Raw genomic sequence first — 18,649 nt, forward strand, 5'->3', positions numbered from 1 at the left:
GATATCTGCGGCGACTGTCACGGCCTCTTCGCGAGAGGCCCGCTCCCACATGTTTGACCCCATACCGTGGTTGGAATCGAGTCTATTCATAACAAATACAGCCTGAGGAGATCCCCATGAACGCTGCCCTCGACGTTCTGCAATCGACCCATCAGCACATCAACCGCGATCGCTTGTGGCAGTCGCTGATGGACCTGGCCAAGCTCGGCGCCACCCCCAAGGGCGGCGTGTGCCGCCTGGCCCTCACCGACCTTGACCGCAAGGCCCGCGACCTGTTCGTGCAGTGGTGCGAAGACGCCGGCTGCACGGTGACCATCGACGGCATCGGCAATATCTTCGCCCGCCGCCCCGGGCGCAATCCCAACCTGCCACCGGTGATGACCGGCAGCCATATCGATACCCAGCCCACCGGCGGCAAGTTCGATGGTTGCTTCGGCGTGCTGGCGGGCGTGGAAGTGCTGCGTACCCTCAATGATCTCAAGGTGGAAACCGAGGCACCGCTGGAAGTGGTGGTGTGGACCAACGAGGAAGGCTCGCGCTTCCCGCCGTGCATGATGGGCTCCGGGGTGTTCGCGGAGAAATTCAGCCTGGCGGACACCCTGGCCAAGGTCGACGTGGATGGCGTCAGCGTTGGCGATGCGCTGAACGCGATTGGCTATGCCGGCACGCGGGAGGTCAGCGGCCACAAGGTCGGGGCGTATTTCGAAGCGCACATCGAACAAGGGCCGATTCTCGAGGATGAAAAAAAGACCATCGGCGTGGTGCTCGGCGCCCTCGGGCAAAAGTGGTTTGACCTGAAACTGCGCGGTGTCGAAGCGCATGCGGGGCCAACGCCGATGCACCTGCGCAAGGATGCCCTGGTCGGCGCGGCGGCAGTGGTGGCGGCGGTGAATGCGGCGGCGCTGGGGCATCAGCCGCATGCCTGCGGGACCGTCGGTTGCCTGCAGGCCTATCCAGGCTCACGCAATGTCATCCCCGGCGAAGTGCGCATGACCCTGGATTTTCGTCACCTGGAACCGGCGCGCCTGGATTCGATGATTGCCCAGGTGCGCAAGGTGATCGATGAGACCTGTGCCAAGCACGGCCTGAGTTTCGAGATGGAACCCACCGCCGACTTCCCCCCGCTGTACTTCGACAAGGGCTGCGTGGACGCTGTGCGCGACGCCGCGAATGGCCTGGGCCTGTCGAACATGGACATCGTCAGCGGGGCAGGGCACGACGCAATCTTCGTCGCCGAACTCGGCCCGGCGGGGATGATCTTCGTACCGTGCGAAGGCGGGATCAGCCACAACGAAATCGAGAACGCCGCGCCGGATGACCTGGCGGCGGGCTGTGCGGTGTTGTTGCGGGCGATGGTGGCGGCCTCGGCGGCGATTGCCAGCGGCAAACTCGCTGCCTGAAAGGCCGTCATCCTAAAGTCGGCTGTTGTGGTGAGCAGGGCAAGCCTGCTCACCACAGGGGAGCGCTCAGGCCCCGCCTAACGCTGTCACCAACCCCACGCTCGCCTGCAACAGCGGGGCAGGGCACGACACAATCTTCGTCGCCGAACTCGAAGTCGGCTGTTGTGGTGAGCAGGCTTGCCCTGCGTTGGGCTGCGAAGCAGCCCCAGTAAAGACGCTGAGGTTCTTCCTGAAAGAACTCATGTCCGGATTGGGGGCCGCTTCGCAGCCCAACGCAGGGCAAGCCTGCTCACCACAGGCAACGCAGGGTAGGTCTGCTTACCACAGGCAATGCAGAGCAGGTCTGCTCACCACCGGCAATGCAGGGCAGGTCTGCTCACCACAGGGGAGCGCTCAGGGCTCAGGCGCCGGGTTGCCAGCCGCCGCCTAACGCCGTTACCAATCCCACGCTCGCCTGTAACTGCCGCGTCTGCACCGCTTGCAATGTCCGCTGTGCCTGCAACGCCGCCGTCTGCGCGGTCACCACATCCAGGTAGCTCACCGCCCCCGCCTGATAGCTGTTCATTGCCAGGGCCTGGGTATGCTGCGCCGCATCTGCCGCGGCTTGCTCATCCTGTGCTTCCTGCTGCAAATCCCGCAGTTGCGCGAGGTTGTCCTCCACCTCGCGCACGGCTTTCAATACATGGCTGCGGTACTGCGCCGAGGCCTCTTCAAACTCGGCCTTGGCCTGGCGTTCATTGGCGCTCAGGCGTCCGCCATCAAAGATCGGCAGATTCACCAACGGCCCCAGCGCCCAATACCGATTGCCAGCGGACAGCAGGTTGCCAACCCCTTGCGTCTGGCCGCCGATCAGCCCGGTCAAACTGAAATCCGGGTACCACGCTGCCTTGGCCACGCCGATATTCGCGTTGGCGGCAAACACCCGGCGTTCTGCCGCCGCGATGTCCGGGCGCTGTTGCAGCAGGTGGCTCGGCAGCTGCGACGGGATCCCCGGCAGGGCAATCAACTGCTGGCTGGGCGGCAACGTGAAGTTGCTGGCCGCCACCCCCACCAACTCCCCAATGGCATGCTCGGTGAGGTTGCGTTGCCCGCGCACTTCATCCAGTTGCGCCTTGGCTTCGGCCAGTTGATTCTGCGCACGGGTCAGGTCCAGCTCGGAGGCGATCTGCCCCTCATAACGACTGCGCGTCAGTTGCAGGGCCTGGCTGAAATCCTCCAGCGAACTGTTGAGAATCCGGCTCTGTGCATCCAGCCCGTTGAGCTGCACATACAGGCTCGCGAGTTGATGTTGCAGGCTCAGCCGCGCCACTGCCAGGTCATCGCCGGAGGCTTGCGCCTGGGCATCACCAGCCGCGACCTGGTTGCGGATCTTGCCCCATAGGTCGAGGTCGTAACTCAGAGAAAATCCTGCCGTGTTGCTGTTGTAGACCGAAGGCTGCGTGTCGCCGCGCAGCGGTCGCGAGTCGGATTGACGCTGGCGCAATGGCTGCGCACTCGCGGTGATCTGCGGGAACAGCCCAGCATGCAGTTGGCTGGCATACGCCTGGGACGCATCGAAGTGCGCCAGCGCTGCCGCCAGGTCCGGGTTGGCCTTGAGCAGTTGCTGTTGCAGGTCATCCAGGCGTGCATCGTTGTAGAGCTTCCACCATTCGGGGGCCAACTGATCGGACGGTTGCGCGCTGTGCCACGGGCCGTCGCTGGTCTGTTCGCGGTAGCCGGCCGGCAGGTCCACCGTGGGCACTGTGTAGGTGGGCGCCATCGAGCAACCTTGCAACGCCAGCAGTATCAGGGCCGCGAGGGGCTTAAGCCTTGGGCGCATGCGCACCTCCGGAGGCATCGGCGAGTTGCACCGGGTCGCCTTCGCGCAGGGCGTCGGGCGGGTTGTCGACGATACGGTCGGCGGGTTTCAGGCCTTGATCGATCACCAGCCGTTCGCCGAGGTCGAGGCCGATATGGATGTCCTGCAAGTGCACGTGGTTCTGTGCATCCAGCACCGCCACCTGGGTGCCTTGGGCGCGGAAGATCAGCGCGCTGGCCGGGATGCTCACACCATGGGTATCCGCTGGAATCGGCAAGGTGGCTTCGGCGTAGTCACCGGGCAGCAATTCGCCGTTGGGGTTGTCGGCGACGAACTGCGCGAGCAGCGTGCCGGAGCGACGGTCGATGGCGGTGGAGTCACCGATCAGGCGCGCCTTGAAGTGCTCGCCAGGGTGCTCGGGCACCGTCAGTTCGGCTTCGAGTCCGGGGTGGATGACCGCCGCGTAGTTCTGCGGCACCGGCACGTAGAGGCGCAATTGGTGGGTGTCGGCGATGTTGAACAGCTCCGGATCGCTGTCGGTATCGGCCTTGATCAATTGGCCGATATCGGTATTGCGGGCGGTGATGGTGCCGGCAAACGGCGCGCGGATGGTCTTGTAGCTTTCCAGGGCCGACAGCCGTGCGTAATCGGCTGCAGCCGCCTCGGCGTTGGCTTTGGCCGCCGCGGCGTTGGAGGATTTTTCATCGGCCTCCTGGCGCGACACCGAGTGGCTCGCCAACAGGTTTTGCCAGCGCGTGGCGGTGGTTTCTGCCAGGCGCGCGTTGGCTTGTTCCTGGATCAGGCGGGCGTGGGTCTGGGCCAATTGCTGGTCGAGGTCGGGGCTGTCGATTTCGGCGAGGACTTGCCCGGCCTTGACCTGGCTGCCGATGTCGACTTTCCAGTCCTTCAAATAACCGCTGACCCGGGCATGGATCGGCGCCTTGCTCCAGGCGTCGAGGTGGGCGGGCAGGCGCAGGGTGTCACCGGCCGCGTTCTGCTGCGGCTGGAACACCATCACTTGCGGGATGGCGGCAGTTTCGGTCCACGCGGTCACCGATTGTTCGTGCATCGTGCGGGCATGCAGGCCGTTGGCGACCAACAGGGCGGCCAGTGTCAGGCCGCCGACACCCATGAGCATCAGACGCTTGCGCGAGGGTTTGTGATCAGACGACATGTGGGGTTTCTCCAGCAGCTGCGCGAGTAGGGTGACGACCGTGGACCAGGCTGAAGACCACGGGAACAAACAACAAAGTGGCAATGGTGGCAAAGATCAAGCCACCGATCACGGCCCGGCCGAGCGGGGCGTTCTGCTCCTCGGAAATAGCCAGCGGCAACATGCCGATGATCATCGCCAGGGCAGTCATGCACACCGGCCTGAAGCGCGTGTAGCCGGCCTCCATGGCCGCCTTCAGGGCGTCGCCATGTTCGGCCAGGCGTTCGCGGCAGAAACTCACCACCAGGATCGAGTTGGCGGTGGCCACGCCCATGCACAGGATGGCGCCGGTGAGGGCCGGCACCGACAGCGAGGTGCCACTGAGGAACAGCATCCACACGATCCCTGCCAGCGCCGCCGGCAACGCGGTGATGATCACGAACGGGTCGGCCCAGGACTGGAAGTTGACCACGATCAGCAGGTAGATCAGCACCACCGCGCCGAGCAGGCCGAAGCTCAGGCCGCTGAAGGCTTCATGCAGCGCGTCGATCTGCCCATGCAGGCTGATCACCGCACCCTTGGGGCGCATGGACGCGGTGTCATCCAACACTTTCTGCACGTCGCGGGCTACGCCGCCGAGGTCGCGGCCCTGGACGTTGGCGTACAAATCCAGGGTCGGTTCGATGTTGTAGTGAGTCACCACTGCCGGGCTTTGCACGCGCGATATGCTCGCCACGCCGCCGAGGATCTGCGACTGCCCATCGGCACCGGTCACCGGCAAGGCTTCCAGCGACGGCAGGCTGTCGAGACGGTACTGCGGGGTCGCGGCGACGATCGAATATGACACGCCATTGGCCGGGTTCAGCCAGAAGGTCGGCGCGGTCTGCGAGCTGCCGGCGAGGGAGGCGACCATGCTGTTGGTCACGTCGCGCTCGGTGATGCCCAGGCCATTGGCCCGCATGCGATCAACATTCACCTGCAGCGACGGGTAACCGGTGGACTGCTGGATGCGCAGGTCAGCGATGCCCGGTACGTGTTGCAGGCGACGCTCAAGCTCCACGGCGTAGGCGCGGTTTTCTTCATCGCTGCGCCCTGAGATCTTCACGTCCAGCGGCGCCGGCGCACCGAAGTTGAGAATCTGGCTGCTGATATCCGCCGGCAGGAACGCGAAGTGGCTGCCCGGGAAACTTTGCGGCAAGGCTTCGCGCAGTTTCTTCACGAAGTCGGCGGTTGGCGCGTGATCCTTTTTCAAGGTGACCTGGATGTCACCATCCTGCGGGCCGATGGTGCCGCTGCTGCTGTAGGCCATGTCGATGCCGCTCAGCGGGATGCCGATGTTGTCGACGATGGTGTCCAGTTGCTCAGCGGGGATCACTTCACGAATCCGCGCTTCAATCCGGTCGAAGGCCGCCGCGCTTTCTTCGATGCGCGTGCCCAGAGGCAAGCGCACATGCAGCGCCAGGGCGCCGGCGTCGGTGGCCGGGAAGAAGTCCTGGCCCAGGCTTGGTAGCAACAGGAACGAGGCGAGCACACAGGCCAGGAAGCCGACGATAAAGCGCTTGCGATTGCCCAGCGCCAACAACAGCAGGCCGTGGTAGGTGTCGCGGATATTCGAGAAGTGACGCTCGAATCCCTGCTGGAAATTCAACACCGCTTGCAACGCGCGATTGCGTGGCTTGCGGTGCTGCTCACCTTCGTGGTGGTTGATGAATTGGTCTTCCGGATGATGCCCTGCGCCTTGCTCCGGCACGTGCGGCTTGAGCAGGAACATCGCCAGGGTCGGCACCAGGGTACGCGAGAGGATGAACGAACTGGCCATGGCGAAGATCACCGCCAGCGCCATTGGCCGGAACAGGTAGCCGGCGATGCCTTGCAGCAGGAACATCGGCACGAACACGATGCAGATGCACAGCAGCGATACAAACGCCGGGCCGACGATCTGCGCGGCGCCGTCGAGAATCGCGGTCTTCACCGCCTTGCCTTGCTCCAGGTGCCAGTTGATGTTTTCGATGGTCACCGTGGCATCGTCCACCAGGATCCCCACGGCCAACGCCAGCCCGCCGAGGGTCATCACGTTGAGGGTCTGCCCGCTGACTGCCAGCAGCGCGATGGCCGACAGTACCGCCAGCGGAATCGACGCGGCGATGATCAGCGTCGAGCGCCAGCTGCCGAGAAACAGCAGGATCATCGCACTGGTCAGCAGTGCGGCGATGATGCCTTCCTGGGCCACGCTGCCTACCGATTGCTTGACGAATACCGAGGCGTCACCGAGCAGCGAAGTCTTCAGCGACGGCGGCAGGGTTTCGTTGATGCGCGGCAGCATCTGGCGGATGCCGTCGATGATCGACAGGGTCGAGATGCTGCCGTTTTTCAACGCCGGCATCAGCACCGCACGGTGGCCGTCGACGCGCACTATGTTGGTCTGCGGCGGCGAACCGTCACGCACGTGGGCCACTTGGCCGATGGTGATCAGCGCGCCGTCGACAGTCTTGATCGGCAGGTCGTTGAGCTCGTCGATCGCCTTGGGACTGTTGTTGAGCAGTATCGTGTACTCGTTGGGACCGAGCTTGGCGGTGCCCACCGGGATGATCTGGTTCTGCAGGGCCAGGGCATTGCCCACGTCCTGTGCCGACAAGCCTTTGGCGGCCAGCGCCTGGGGGTCGAGGTCGAGGGTGATCTGGCGTTGCTTGCCGCCCATTGGCGTGGGCATGGCGAGGCCGGGCAGGGCGCTCAAGGGCAGGCGGATGTTGTTCTGCACCAGGTCGCGGATCTTGGCTTCCGAGAGGCTGGGGCTGGAGAACGCCATTTGCAGGATCGGCACCGTGGAGGCGCTGTAGTTGAGGATCAGCGGCGGCGTGATACCCGGTGGCATCTGCTTCAGCACGGTTTGTGAAACCGCCGTCACTTGCGCGTTGGCCGTGCGGATGTCGACGCCCGGTTGGAAGAAAATCTTGACGATGCCCATGCCGGGCAGCGATTGCGATTCGATGTGTTCGATGTCGTTGACGGTGGTGCTCAGGGAGCGTTCGTAGGTGTAGATCACCCGGCCCGCCATGGCGTCCGGTGACAGGCCGTTGTACTGCCACACCACGGCGACCACGGGGATGCCGATATCGGGGAAAACATCCGTGGGGGTACGCAGGGCCGCCATCGGCCCGATGATGCAGATGAATATGGCCAACACGATAAACGTGTACGGCTTTTGCAGTGCGGTCTTTACCAGCCCGAGCATGCGTGAACCTCCAGAGGAGCAGGATTGCAAACCCCGGCAGTCTTGCCCGACCCACCTAACACGCACCTTTCAGCCAGGTGAAGGAACATTTAGTTAAGGGCTGAAGATCGTTTCATATGTATTCATTTGTTCTACAAAGGATGGCTCCCCAAGCTTGTAGCCCATCGGAGGCGACACCTTTCGCCGCGTATTTTTACTGATGTCCTTTGGAGCCCTGCCATGTCACTTAAACCGCTGTTATTAATTCCTGCCCTTGGTGCCGTACTGTTGTTGTCGGCGTGTGCCGGCCCGATCCCCAAGGCTGACCCGAGCGAAGCCTGGATTGGTTTGAAGGAGGAAGCGCCGAACGACCTGATGGCCGAGCGCGTGGACGGCAAGCGTGTGGATGACGGACGCTTCTTCGAGGTGACCCCGGGGGATCATCGGCTGGATGTGACGTTATTCGAGGAGGAGCCAGGCGACGACAATCAGCAGGATTGCCAGGGGCGTGTCGAATATAAAAACTTCAAGGCGGGGGAGCATTACACCCTGGTCGAGTCGAGCCTGGGCACTACCGTGCGCGCCTCGCTCAAGGATGGTCACGGCAAGGAAGTTGCCGCCACTCAGGACTTCGATTGCATGCCTGGCTAGGCGTGGCGTACCGCGGCCTTGTGAGGCTTGGCGGGCGCCGCGGGTTTGACGTGGGGGTGATGGTGCCGACGGGTGATGCGCAACACCCCCCACAACATGGCGCCGGCTACCGCCAGCCAACCGCAGATCAACAGGAAAATCGTCGTTGCAAGGCTCATTCGGGCCTCCTTTCGCCCCTCAGGGGGCACACACAGTCTTCTCAATGGGCAGTCTAGCTACCTAGCGGTTGCCTGCTATTGACCAATGGTCGTGTCCAACCAACTTCTTTGCTCTATCACTGACCCTTTACTGCGCCTGTGGGCTATACCCGTGTGGCAGAGCGTCCTATGATCAGGGCCTTCACCGGCCATTGATCAAGAGAGTAAAAAATTGCGGTTACGCTCGAACGTTAAAACCTCTTTGTTGCTGGCTGTTGCCATAGGGCTTGCGGCCTGTTCCAGCCACCCCTCGAAATTGCCGGGCCTGCCCGAGCGGGTCGAACTCAATGGCGTGCCGACATTTCGCAGCGAGGCTTATCAGAGCGGTCCTACGGCTTTAGCCAGCATGCTGTCGCAACAAGGCATTGTCATGACACCGGGCTTGCTGGATAAGCCGCTGCACTTGCCGGGCGGTGAAGCCGACCTTGAACGCAACATGCAGGTGCTGGCACGTGAGTACGGCCTGATGGTGTACCCGTTGGATGCCAAGCTGACGGCGGTGCTGGCGCAGGTGGCGGCGGGTTACCCGGTGATGGCGCGCATTGGCGGCGGGCTGTGGTCTGACGCGCACTACGTGGTCGTGGTCGGTTTCAACCAGCAGAAGAGCACGATACTGCTGCGCTCAGGCATGGACCGGCGGCTGTTGATGAGCTTCAGCGATTTTGAATCGAAGTGGAGCAGCGCCGGGCAGTGGGCAATCCTCACCCAGCGCCCAAGCCAGTTACCGGCGAATGTCGACGCTCAGCGCTGGCGAGATGCTGCCAACGCCACGGCCCAGGCCGGGCAGGAGCAGGCGGCGGCGCAGGCGCTCAAAGTACTGGCGGAAAAAAACTAACCGCAGATATTCAGTGAGAACCGGCTTGCGTGGGAGTCGGGTGTGCCCGCGATGCGGGCACTGAGGGGAGCAGTGATACTGCGGTGATGCTATCGCAGGCAAGCCAGCTCCCACACAAGCCAGCCCCCACAAGCCAGCGCTCACATCAAGGTGCGGTCAACGGCTGGCTTCTGCCGCGTTCGGACGGTTCTTGAGGTTTTTGTCCGCCTTGTAGCGCAGTGCCACGTCCGGCACCGAGCCGCTCTTGCCGGTCTCGACCCAATTGCGGATACGGCTGGCATCGGCGAAGTGGGTGAATTTGCCGAAGGCATCCAGGATCACCAGCGATACCGGGCGGTTACCCATGCTGGTCACCAGCACCAGGCAGTGGCCGGCCTGGTTGGTGAAGCCGGTCTTGGTCAGCTTGATGTCCCAGTTGGCGCGGTTGATCAAGTGGTCGGTGTTGGAGAAACCGAGGGTGTAGTTGGGCTTGCGGAACGCTACGGTCTTTTCCTTGGTGGTGCTCAGCTGGCTGAGCATCGGGAATTTGCGCGCATACGCCAACAGCTTGCTGAGGTCGCGGGCGGTCGACACGTTATGAATCGACAGGCCCGTCGGCTCGACGTAGTGGGTGCTGGTCATGCCCAGGGCCTTGGCCTTGGCGTTCATGGCGGCAATAAAGGCCGCGTAGCCGCCCGGATAGTGATGCGCCAGGCTCGCGGCCGCGCGGTTTTCCGAGGACATCAGGGCAATCAGCAGCATTTCCTTGCGCGGCATCTGGCTGCCGATCTTCACGCGCGAGAAAACACCTTTCATCTCCGGGGTGTCGGTGATGTTGATGTCGATGTATTCATCCATGTTCTGCCTGGCTTCAAGCACGATCAGGCCGGTCATCAGCTTGCTCACCGAGGCGATGGGCACCACCACGTCGGGGTTGCTGGAATAGATGACCTTGTTGGTCTGCAGATCCACCAGCATGGCGCTGCCGGAAGCAATTTGCAGTTTGGACGTATCACGCGGGGCCTGGGTGGTTTCGGCGGCGTGCGCGAAGGTGCCTGTGAACGCAAACAATAGGCTGACGATAGAAAGACGAATTTTCACGCGGATGAACTCGCTAAAAAAGTAAGGAAATTCCGTTCTGGAACGGCTTATATGACAAATGCCGTTACATTTTAGGAGTATGGACGAGAGACTGTCGAATGTTCTTCTAAAACCAGACGAAAGTACTTAAAAACAAAGAAAAAACAGGTTTTATTGCGGGCAATAAAAAGCCCTGCGATAAGGCAGGGCTTTTTTAGCACGGCTGGTTATTAGTCGTGCAGCGACTCTGCCGCGTACAGGGTGTTTTCCAGCAGGCAGGCACGGGTCATCGGCCCAACGCCGCCGGGTACCGGCGTAATCCAGCCGGCGCGGGGCAGGGCGGTCTCGTAGACCACGTCGCCGACCAGCTTGCCGTCTTCCTGGCGGTTGATGCCGACGTCGATGACGATCGCACCTTCCTTGATCCACTCGCCCTTGACCAGGCCCGGCTTGCCGGCAGCGACCACGACCAGGTCCGCGCGGCCGACGTGGCCGGCAAGGTCCTTGGTGAAACGGTGGGTGACGGTGACGGTGCAGCCGGCCAGCAGCAGTTCCATCGCCATTGGGCGGCCAACGATGTTAGAGGCGCCGACGATGACGGCGTCGAGACCATAGAGGTCGACACCGGTGCTTTCCAGCAGGGTCATGATGCCTTTGGGGGTGCACGGGCGCAGCAACGGGATGCGCTGGGCCAGGCGGCCGACGTTATACGGGTGGAAACCGTCGACGTCCTTGTCCGGGCGAATGCGCTCGAGCAGCTTGGAGGCGTCCAGGTGCTCAGGCAGCGGCAGTTGCAGCAGGATGCCGTCGATGCTCGGGTCATCGTTGAGACCGTCGATCAGGTCGGTGAGCGCCTGCTGGGTGGTGTCGGCAGGCAGGTCGTAGGCCTTGGAGATAAAGCCGACCTCTTCACAGTCTTTACGCTTGTGCGAGACATAAACCTGAGAGGCAGGATCGCTGCCGACCAGGATCACCGCGAGGCCAGGCGTGCGCAGGCCTTGATGGCTACGCTCGGTGACTCGTTTGGCGATCTGCTGGCGCAGGCTGGCGGCGATTGATTTGCCGTCGATAAGTTGTGCAGTCATTACGCGTGATTAACCATCGAGAGGGGGAAGAAAAGTGCGCGCATTCTCGCATGCCAAGCCGTGAGGGCAAAGGCGCTTGGTCTGCAAATTGGCCTAACCCCTTAAATAAAATGAATTTTTTTCAAAAAAGATTTGACGGGTTTCAGGACCCTCTATACTATTCGTCGCACTTGTCGGGCACAGCCTAGCACTGGTTAAGAAGGTCGAGCAGGATTGTTGTTCTGCAAGGCTGGAAGCACTTAGTTTGTAGTCCTTAAAGAGTACAGATTAATCAGGCGCCCGTAGCTCAGCTGGATAGAGCATCCGCCTTCTAAGCGGATGGTCGCAGGTTCGAGTCCTGCCGGGTGCGCCATTAGGCAGCTTTGGCACAAGTAGCGCTATATGGTGGGGGGCGTAGCTCAGTTGGTAGAGCACGGGATTGTGACTCCCGTTGTCGAGGGTTCGATCCCCTTCGTCCACCCCATATTTTGAAAGGCGCCAGATTAATCATCTGGCGCCTTTGCTTTAAGAGCTTCAAGCGCGGATGTGGTGGAATTGGTAGACACACTGGATTTAGGTTCCAGCGCCGCGAGGCGTAAGAGTTCGAGTCTCTTCATCCGCACCAATAAAAGCTTTGTCCCTCCGTAAGGTGGGTAAGGCTCGACAAAGAAGTGGTTTGGTTTCTTTGTTAACGCAATATGGTGGGCGTAGCTCAGTTGGTAGAGCACGGGATTGTGACTCCCGTTGTCGAGGGTTCGATCCCCTTCGTCCACCCCATATTCGAAAGGCGCCAGATTTAACAGTCTGGCGCCTTTTTTGGTTTTAGCGGTTCGAATATTCGGCGGCTGCAGGTAGTGGGTCGCAAGGGCAGGCGTTTCGTCGTATTTATGTGTCTCGATGATGCCGCGCTGCCTGCTGGCCCTGTTTGAGGGTTGGCCGTCAGGGAGATGGATGACGACTTCTTCTATATATAGAAGAGGCGGCGCAGAGCCCTGGCGTGATGGGCTGTATTTGTCACCGGGGCGAGGTACATCAGTGCCTTCGTACCGATAAATTGCCGGCTGTTTCCGGGCGTATTCTCAGTAGGGTGACTTCTTGAGTTTGACCCACTAGAATGCATGCCCTTGATTGGGGTCGGAAATGGCCGGCTAACGTCTGTGCAACGAGGAATATCCATGCAAGTTTCTGTTGAAAATACTACTGCTCTCGAGCGCCGCCTGAGCATCACCGTGCCGGCAGAGCGTATCGAGACTGCGGTCAACAAGCGTCTGCAGCAGACTGCCCAAAAGGCCAAGATCGCTGGTTTCCGTCCAGGCAAAGTGCCAATGAGCGAAATCAAGCGCCGTTTTGGTGCTGATGCGCGTCAGGAAGCGGTAGGCGACGTGATCCAGGCTTCCTTCTATGAAGCAGTTGTCGAGCAAAAGCTGAACCCGGCTGGCTCGCCTTCGATCGAGCCGAAGTCCCTGGAAGCGGGCAAGGACCTGGAATACGTTGCCGTATTCGAAGTGTTCCCAGAGTTTGAAGTGGCAGGTTTCGAAGGTATCGCTATCGAGCGCCTGAGCGCTGAAGTAGCTGATTCCGACCTGGACAACATGCTGGAAATCCTGCGCAAGCAGAACACCCGTTTCGAAGTGGTCGACCGTGCCGCCCAGAACGAAGACCAGCTGAACATCGATTTCGTTGGCAAGGTTGACGGCGAAGTGTTCGCTGGCGGCTCCGCCAAGGGTACTCAGCTGGTGCTGGGTTCCAACCGCATGATCCCTGGCTTCGAAGACGGCCTGGTTGGCGCGAAGGCGGGCGAAGAGCGCGTTCTGAACCTGACTTTCCCGGCTGACTACCAGAACCTGGACCTGGCTGGCAAAGCCGCCGAGTTCACCGTGACCGTCAACAGCGTTTCCGAGCCTAAGCTGCCAGAACTGAACGAAGAATTCTTCGCTCAATTCGGTATCAAGGAAACCGGCATCGAAGGCTTCCGCACCGAAGTTCGCAAGAACATGGAGCGCGAACTGCGCCAGGCCATCAAGTCCAAGGTCAAGAACCAGGTCATGGACGGTCTGCTGGCCGCCAACCCGATCGAAGTGCCTAAGGCCCTGCTGTCCAACGAAGTGGACCGCCTGCGCGTGCAAGCTGTGCAGCAGTTCGGTGGCAACATCAAGCCTGACCAACTGCCGGCCGAGCTGTTCGAAGAACAAGCCAAGCGCCGCGTCGTGCTGGGCCTGATCGTGGCTGAAGTGGTCAAGCAGTTCGACCTCAAGCCTGACGAAGATCGCGTTCGTGAAATGATCCAGGAAATGGCTTCGGCCTACCAGGAGCCTGAGCAGGTCGTGGCTTGGTACTACAAGAACGACCAGCAACTGAACGAAGTACGTTCGGTTGTGCTGGAAGAACAAGTTGTGGATACTGTTCTGCAGAAGGCTAAGGTGACCGACAAAGCGGTCTCTTACGAAGAAGCAGTCAAACCGGCGGAAGCAGCACAAGCCGACTGATTGTCCAACTCGTTGGAAATTCAACCATAAGCCAGCCTCGCGCTGGCTTATGCGTTTTCAAGACATGACTATTTGGGAGTAACTGCAGAGCATGTTCCGTAATTCCTATATTCAGCAGAACTCTGATATCCAGGCCGCAGGCGGCCTGGTCCCGATGGTTGTCGAGCAGTCCGCTCGTGGCGAACGCGCCTACGACATCTACTCGCGCCTGCTCAAGGAGCGAGTGATCTTTCTGGTGGGCCCGGTAGAGGACTACATGGCCAACCTGATCTGTGCGCAACTGCTGTTCCTTGAAGCGGAAAACCCGGACAAGGACATCCATCTCTACATCAACTCACCTGGCGGTTCGGTGACGGCGGGCATGTCGATCTACGACACCATGCAGTTCATCAAGCCGAATGTATCGACCACTTGCATCGGCCAGGCCTGCAGCATGGGCGCGTTCCTGCTCACCGCAGGGGCCCACGGCAAGCGTTTCTGCCTGCCGAACTCGCGCGTGATGATTCACCAGCCACTGGGCGGTTTCCAGGGCCAGGCGTCGGACATCGAAATCCACGCCAAGGAAATCCTCTTCATCCGCGAGCGTCTCAACACGCTGATGGCCAAGCACAGCGGGCGCACCCTGGAAGAAATCGAGCGCGATACCAACCGCGACAACTTCATGAGCGCCGAAGTCGCGCGTGATTACGGGTTGATCGACGCAGTGATCGAAAAACGCCCCGCTTAATATAAGCCGCTCAAAATAGGGCTGGTCGGCATGTCCGATCATCGGCGGGCTTGAAAAAGCCCGCATAAGCCTTCATCTTGTGTTGCAAGCCTATCGGATTTGGATCGAACGAATGACTGACACCCGCAACGGCGAGGACAACGGCAAGCTGCTCTATTGCTCCTTCTGTGGCAAAAGCCAGCATGAAGTACGCAAATTGATTGCCGGCCCCTCGGTCTTTATCTGCGACGAGTGCGTCGACCTGTGCAATGACATCATCCGTGAGGAGGTGCAGGAAGCACAGGCCGAAAGCAGCGCGCATAAATTGCCTTCGCCTAAAGAAATCAGCGGCATCCTTGACCAGTATGTCATCGGTCAAGAGCGTGCAAAGAAGGTTTTGGCCGTAGCGGTGTACAACCACTACAAGCGCTTGAACCAGCGTGACAAGAAAGGCGACGAAGTCGAACTCGGCAAGAGCAACATCTTGCTGATCGGTCCTACAGGCTCGGGTAAGACCCTGCTTGCAGAAACCCTCGCTCGCCTGCTGAACGTTCCGTTCACCATCGCCGACGCAACCACCCTCACCGAGGCTGGCTACGTGGGTGAGGACGTCGAGAACATCATTCAGAAACTGCTGCAGAAATGTGACTACGACGTAGAGAAAGCCCAGATGGGTATTGTCTACATCGACGAAATCGACAAGATCTCGCGCAAGTCCGACAACCCGTCGATCACCCGGGATGTTTCCGGTGAAGGCGTGCAGCAGGCCCTGTTGAAACTGATTGAAGGCACGGTCGCTTCCGTACCGCCACAAGGCGGCCGCAAGCATCCGCAGCAGGAATTCCTTCAGGTTGATACGCGCAACATCCTGTTCATCTGTGGCGGTGCGTTCTCGGGTCTGGAGAAGGTTATCCAGCAGCGTTCCACCCGTGGCGGTATCGGTTTCAGTGCAGAAGTGCGCAGCAAGGAAGAAGGCAAGAAAGTGGGCGAGTCCCTGCGTGAAGTCGAACCTGACGATCTGGTCAAGTTCGGTCTGATCCCGGAATTCGTCGGCCGTCTGCCGGTCCTGGCCACGTTGGACGAGCTGGATGAGGCTGCTCTGATTCAGATCCTCACCGAGCCGAAGAACGCCCTGACCAAGCAATACGCGAAGCTGTTCGAAATGGAAGGTGTAGACCTCGAGTTCCGTACCGACGCGCTCAAATCGGTGGCCAAGCGGGCACTGGAGCGCAAGACCGGTGCACGTGGCCTGCGCTCGATTCTCGAAGGCGTGTTGCTCGACACCATGTACGAAATCCCCTCGCAGTCCGAGGTGAGTAAAGTGGTGATCGATGAAAGCGTTATAGAAGGCAAGTCCAAGCCACTGTATATCTACGAAAACAGTGAGCCGGCTGCCAAGGCTGCGCCAGACGCGTAAGCGTTTCGCAGTTTCGGTACAAACAAGGGGCCTTTAGGGGCCCCTTTGTTTTTCATGAAGATTTTTTACTGCGTGTAACTGCCAGCATTGAGCTTGTTTTTTTTACACGCAGCCCCCATCTTGGTTTCAAGCTTACTTTTCAACTGTCATAGAGGCGAAATCATGAAGACAACCATCGAATTGCCTCTCCTGCCGTTGCGTGATGTCGTCGTCTATCCGCACATGGTTATCCCGCTGTTCGTGGGGCGCGAGAAGTCTATCGAAGCCCTCGAGGCCGCGATGACGGGCGACAAGCAGATCCTGCTGTTGGCCCAGAGAAATCCTGCCGATGATGATCCAGGCGAAGATGCCCTGTATCGCGTCGGTACCATTGCCACCGTACTGCAACTGCTCAAACTGCCCGATGGCACCGTCAAGGTGCTGGTCGAAGGCGAGCAACGCGGTGCGGTCGAGCGCTTCATGGAGGTGGACGGCCACCTGCGCGCCGAAGTGGCGCTGATCGACGAAGTCGAAGCCCCTGAGCGCGAATCCGAAGTCTTTGTCCGCAGCCTGCTCTCGCAGTTCGAGCAGTATGTGCAGCTGGGCAAGAAAGTCCCGGCTGAAGTGCTGTCTTCGCTTAACAGCATCGATGAGCCAAGCCGCCTGGTCGACACCATGGCTGCGCACATGGCGCTGAAGATCGAGCAGAAGCAGGACATCCTCGAAATCATCGACCTGCCGGCCCGTGTCGAACACGTGCTGGCGCTGCTGGATGCCGAAATCGACCTGCTGCAGGTTGAGAAGCGCATCCGTGGTCGCGTGAAGAAACAAATGGAGCGCAGCCAGCGCGAGTACTACCTGAATGAGCAGATGAAGGCCATTCAGAAGGAACTCGGCGACAGCGAGGAAGGCCACAACGAAATCGAAGAGCTGAAAAAACGCATCGATGCCGCCGGCCTGCCGAAAGACGCGCTGACCAAGGCCAATGCCGAGCTGAACAAGCTCAAGCAAATGTCGCCGATGTCCGCCGAAGCCACTGTGGTTCGCTCCTACATCGACTGGCTGGTGCAAGTGCCGTGGAAGGCCCAGACCAAGGTACGCCTGGACCTGGCGCGCGCCGAGGACATCCTGGATGCCGACCACTACGGCCTCGAAGAAGTCAAAGAGCGCATCCTCGAATACCTCGCCGTGCAAAAGCGCGTGAAGAAGATTCGTGGCCCGGTGCTGTGCCTGGTAGGGCCGCCTGGTGTGGGTAAAACCTCCCTGGCCGAGTCCATTGCCAATGCCACCAACCGTAAATTCGTGCGCATGGCCCTCGGTGGCGTGCGTGACGAAGCGGAAATCCGTGGTCATCGCCGTACCTACATCGGTTCGATGCCAGGAAGATTGATTCAAAAGATGACGAAAGTGGGCGTACGCAACCCGCTGTTCCTGCTCGATGAAATCGACAAGATGGGCAGCGACATGCGCGGCGATCCGGCCTCGGCATTGCTCGAGGTGCTCGACCCCGAGCAGAACCACAATTTCAACGACCATTACCTGGAAGTCGACTACGACCTCTCCGACGTGATGTTCCTGTGCACCTCCAACTCGATGAATATCCCGCCAGCGCTGCTGGACCGGATGGAGGTGATTCGTCTGCCGGGTTACACCGAAGACGAGAAGATCAACATCGCCGTCAAATACCTCGCGCCCAAGCAGATTTCGGCCAACGGCCTGAAGAAGGGCGAGATCGAATTCGAGGTCGAGACGATCCGCGACATCGTTCGTTACTACACCCGCGAGGCCGGTGTGCGCGGGCTTGAGCGCCAGATCGCGAAGATCTGCCGCAAGGCAGTCAAGGAGCATGCGCTGGAAAAACGCTTCTCGGTGAAGGTCACGGCCGACTCCCTGGAGCACTTCCTGGGTGTGCGTAAATTCCGCTACGGCCTGGCCGAGCAGCAGGACCAGGTAGGGCAGGTGACTGGCCTGGCGTGGACCCAGGTGGGCGGCGAATTGCTGACCATTGAAGCTGCAGTGATCCCGGGCAAGGGCCAGTTGATCAAGACCGGTTCGCTGGGCGATGTGATGGTCGAATCGATTACCGCCGCGCAGACCGTGGTGCGCAGCCGCGCAAGGAGCCTGGGGATCCCCCTGGACTTCCACGAGAAGCACGACACCCACATCCACATGCCGGAAGGGGCTACGCCCAAAGACGGCCCTAGCGCAGGCGTAGGCATGTGCACGGCCCTGGTGTCGGCATTGACCGGTATTCCGGTGCGCGCCGATGTCGCCATGACCGGCGAAATTACCCTGCGTGGCCAGGTATTGGCTATCGGTGGTTTGAAAGAGAAATTACTCGCTGCACACCGGGGTGGAATCAAGACCGTGATCATTCCTGAAGAGAATGTTCGCGATCTGAAGGAAATTCCTGACAACATCAAGCAGGATCTTCAGATTAAACCGGTTAAATGGATTGACGAGGTCCTGCAAATTGCGCTGCAATACGCGCCGGAGCCCTTGCCGGATGTGGCTCCGGAGATAGTCGCTAAGGACGAAAAGCGCGAGTCTGATTCCAAGGAAAGAATTAGCACGCATTAATGTGTTGAAGCCTGGGGGCTTCCTTGACAGCTTTTTAGAGCCCTTGTTATAAAGCGGCTCTTAAGTGTCTGTAGGCCATTCAGCACTGGTTTTTGCTTTCACCAAAAAACTTA

General features: G+C 60.2%; 13 protein-coding genes and 4 tRNA genes. 11 read left to right on the forward strand and 6 right to left on the reverse strand.

The features are described from left to right. Positions 1–116: 116 nt before the first annotated feature. The gene (locus tag AC07SI_RS23180; RefSeq protein ID WP_106803344.1) at positions 117–1,400 is read left to right on the forward strand and encodes a Zn-dependent hydrolase; all 1,284 of its coding nucleotides are present in this window, start codon (positions 117–119) and stop codon (positions 1,398–1,400) included. A gap of 400 nt (positions 1,401–1,800) precedes the next feature. Here the strand turns inward: AC07SI_RS23180 and AC07SI_RS23185 are convergent, their stop codons facing one another. Genes AC07SI_RS23185 through AC07SI_RS23195 form a run of 3 tightly spaced genes read right to left on the reverse strand, consistent with a single transcriptional unit; the run spans position 1,801 to position 7,583 of the window. Continuing rightward, positions 1,801–3,219 (reverse strand): efflux transporter outer membrane subunit, encoded by a 1,419-nt coding sequence (locus AC07SI_RS23185; RefSeq protein WP_495006574.1) that lies wholly within the window; start codon positions 3,217–3,219, stop codon positions 1,801–1,803. Beyond that, positions 3,203–4,372: an efflux RND transporter periplasmic adaptor subunit gene (locus AC07SI_RS23190; RefSeq protein ID WP_106803346.1), complete on the reverse strand. Its 1,170-nt coding sequence runs from the start codon at positions 4,370–4,372 to the stop codon at positions 3,203–3,205. The genes AC07SI_RS23185 and AC07SI_RS23190 overlap by 17 nt, the downstream gene beginning before the upstream one ends. Next, positions 4,362–7,583 carry an efflux RND transporter permease subunit gene (locus AC07SI_RS23195; RefSeq protein WP_495006575.1) on the reverse strand — a complete coding sequence of 1,074 codons (3,222 nt, stop codon included), beginning with the start codon at positions 7,581–7,583 and terminating at the stop codon, positions 4,362–4,364. The genes AC07SI_RS23190 and AC07SI_RS23195 overlap by 11 nt, the downstream gene beginning before the upstream one ends. A gap of 219 nt (positions 7,584–7,802) precedes the next feature. On the opposite strand from AC07SI_RS23195, the gene AC07SI_RS23200 reads away from it, so the two are divergent. Beyond that, the gene (locus tag AC07SI_RS23200) at positions 7,803–8,213 is read left to right on the forward strand and encodes a PA0061/PA0062 family lipoprotein (protein ID WP_495006576.1); all 411 of its coding nucleotides are present in this window, start codon (positions 7,803–7,805) and stop codon (positions 8,211–8,213) included. Here AC07SI_RS23200 and AC07SI_RS23205 read toward each other — a convergent pair. Beyond that, on the reverse strand, positions 8,210–8,371 hold the full coding sequence (locus AC07SI_RS23205; protein WP_162946106.1) for a hypothetical protein: 162 nt from the start codon (positions 8,369–8,371) through the stop codon (positions 8,210–8,212). The two genes, AC07SI_RS23200 and AC07SI_RS23205, sit on opposite strands and share 4 nt — an antisense overlap. A 211-nt stretch (positions 8,372–8,582) precedes the next feature. On the opposite strand from AC07SI_RS23205, the gene AC07SI_RS23210 reads away from it, so the two are divergent. Further along, positions 8,583–9,245: a C39 family peptidase gene (locus AC07SI_RS23210; RefSeq protein ID WP_213551180.1), complete on the forward strand. Its 663-nt coding sequence runs from the start codon at positions 8,583–8,585 to the stop codon at positions 9,243–9,245. A gap of 156 nt (positions 9,246–9,401) precedes the next feature. On the opposite strand, the gene pbpG is transcribed toward AC07SI_RS23210, so the two are convergent. Together pbpG and folD are read right to left on the reverse strand one after the other, a co-directional pair. Further along, a complete protein-coding gene (gene pbpG, locus AC07SI_RS23215) occupies positions 9,402–10,325 on the reverse strand; it encodes a D-alanyl-D-alanine endopeptidase (RefSeq protein ID WP_495006577.1) in 924 nt (307 codons plus the stop codon). Positions 10,326–10,534: 209 nt separating this feature from the next. Next, complete coding sequence (gene folD, locus AC07SI_RS23220; RefSeq protein WP_495006578.1) at positions 10,535–11,389, reverse strand: bifunctional methylenetetrahydrofolate dehydrogenase/methenyltetrahydrofolate cyclohydrolase FolD; 855 nt, start codon at positions 11,387–11,389, stop codon at positions 10,535–10,537. Between the two features lie 275 nt (positions 11,390–11,664). On the opposite strand from folD, the gene AC07SI_RS23225 reads away from it, so the two are divergent. The 8 genes from AC07SI_RS23225 to lon all read left to right on the forward strand — a co-directional run bounded on the left by AC07SI_RS23225 (position 11,665) and on the right by lon (position 18,536). Further along, positions 11,665–11,741: transfer RNA gene (locus AC07SI_RS23225), tRNA-Arg, on the forward strand. Positions 11,742–11,776: 35 nt separating this feature from the next. Beyond that, a tRNA-His gene (locus AC07SI_RS23230) sits at positions 11,777–11,852 on the forward strand. A 56-nt stretch (positions 11,853–11,908) separates the two neighbouring features. Continuing rightward, a tRNA-Leu gene (locus AC07SI_RS23235) sits at positions 11,909–11,993 on the forward strand. A gap of 76 nt (positions 11,994–12,069) precedes the next feature. After that, positions 12,070–12,145 (forward strand) — tRNA-His (locus AC07SI_RS23240). Between the two features lie 398 nt (positions 12,146–12,543). After that, complete coding sequence (gene tig / locus AC07SI_RS23245; RefSeq protein WP_065901169.1) at positions 12,544–13,854, forward strand: trigger factor; 1,311 nt, start codon at positions 12,544–12,546, stop codon at positions 13,852–13,854. 91 nt (positions 13,855–13,945) lie between these two features. Continuing rightward, positions 13,946–14,581, forward strand: a complete 636-nt coding sequence (clpP, locus tag AC07SI_RS23250) for an ATP-dependent Clp endopeptidase proteolytic subunit ClpP (protein WP_065901167.1) — start codon at positions 13,946–13,948, stop codon at positions 14,579–14,581. Positions 14,582–14,693: 112 nt separating this feature from the next. Continuing rightward, positions 14,694–15,977, forward strand: coding sequence for an ATP-dependent Clp protease ATP-binding subunit ClpX (clpX, locus tag AC07SI_RS23255; protein ID WP_010209414.1), 1,284 nt, complete (start codon positions 14,694–14,696; stop codon positions 15,975–15,977). Between the two features lie 162 nt (positions 15,978–16,139). Then, positions 16,140–18,536, forward strand: coding sequence for an endopeptidase La (gene lon / locus AC07SI_RS23260; RefSeq protein ID WP_065901165.1), 2,397 nt, complete (start codon positions 16,140–16,142; stop codon positions 18,534–18,536). Positions 18,537–18,649: the final 113 nt, after the last annotated feature.

This window comes from Pseudomonas sp. GW821-FHT05D12 (assembly GCF_059419825.1).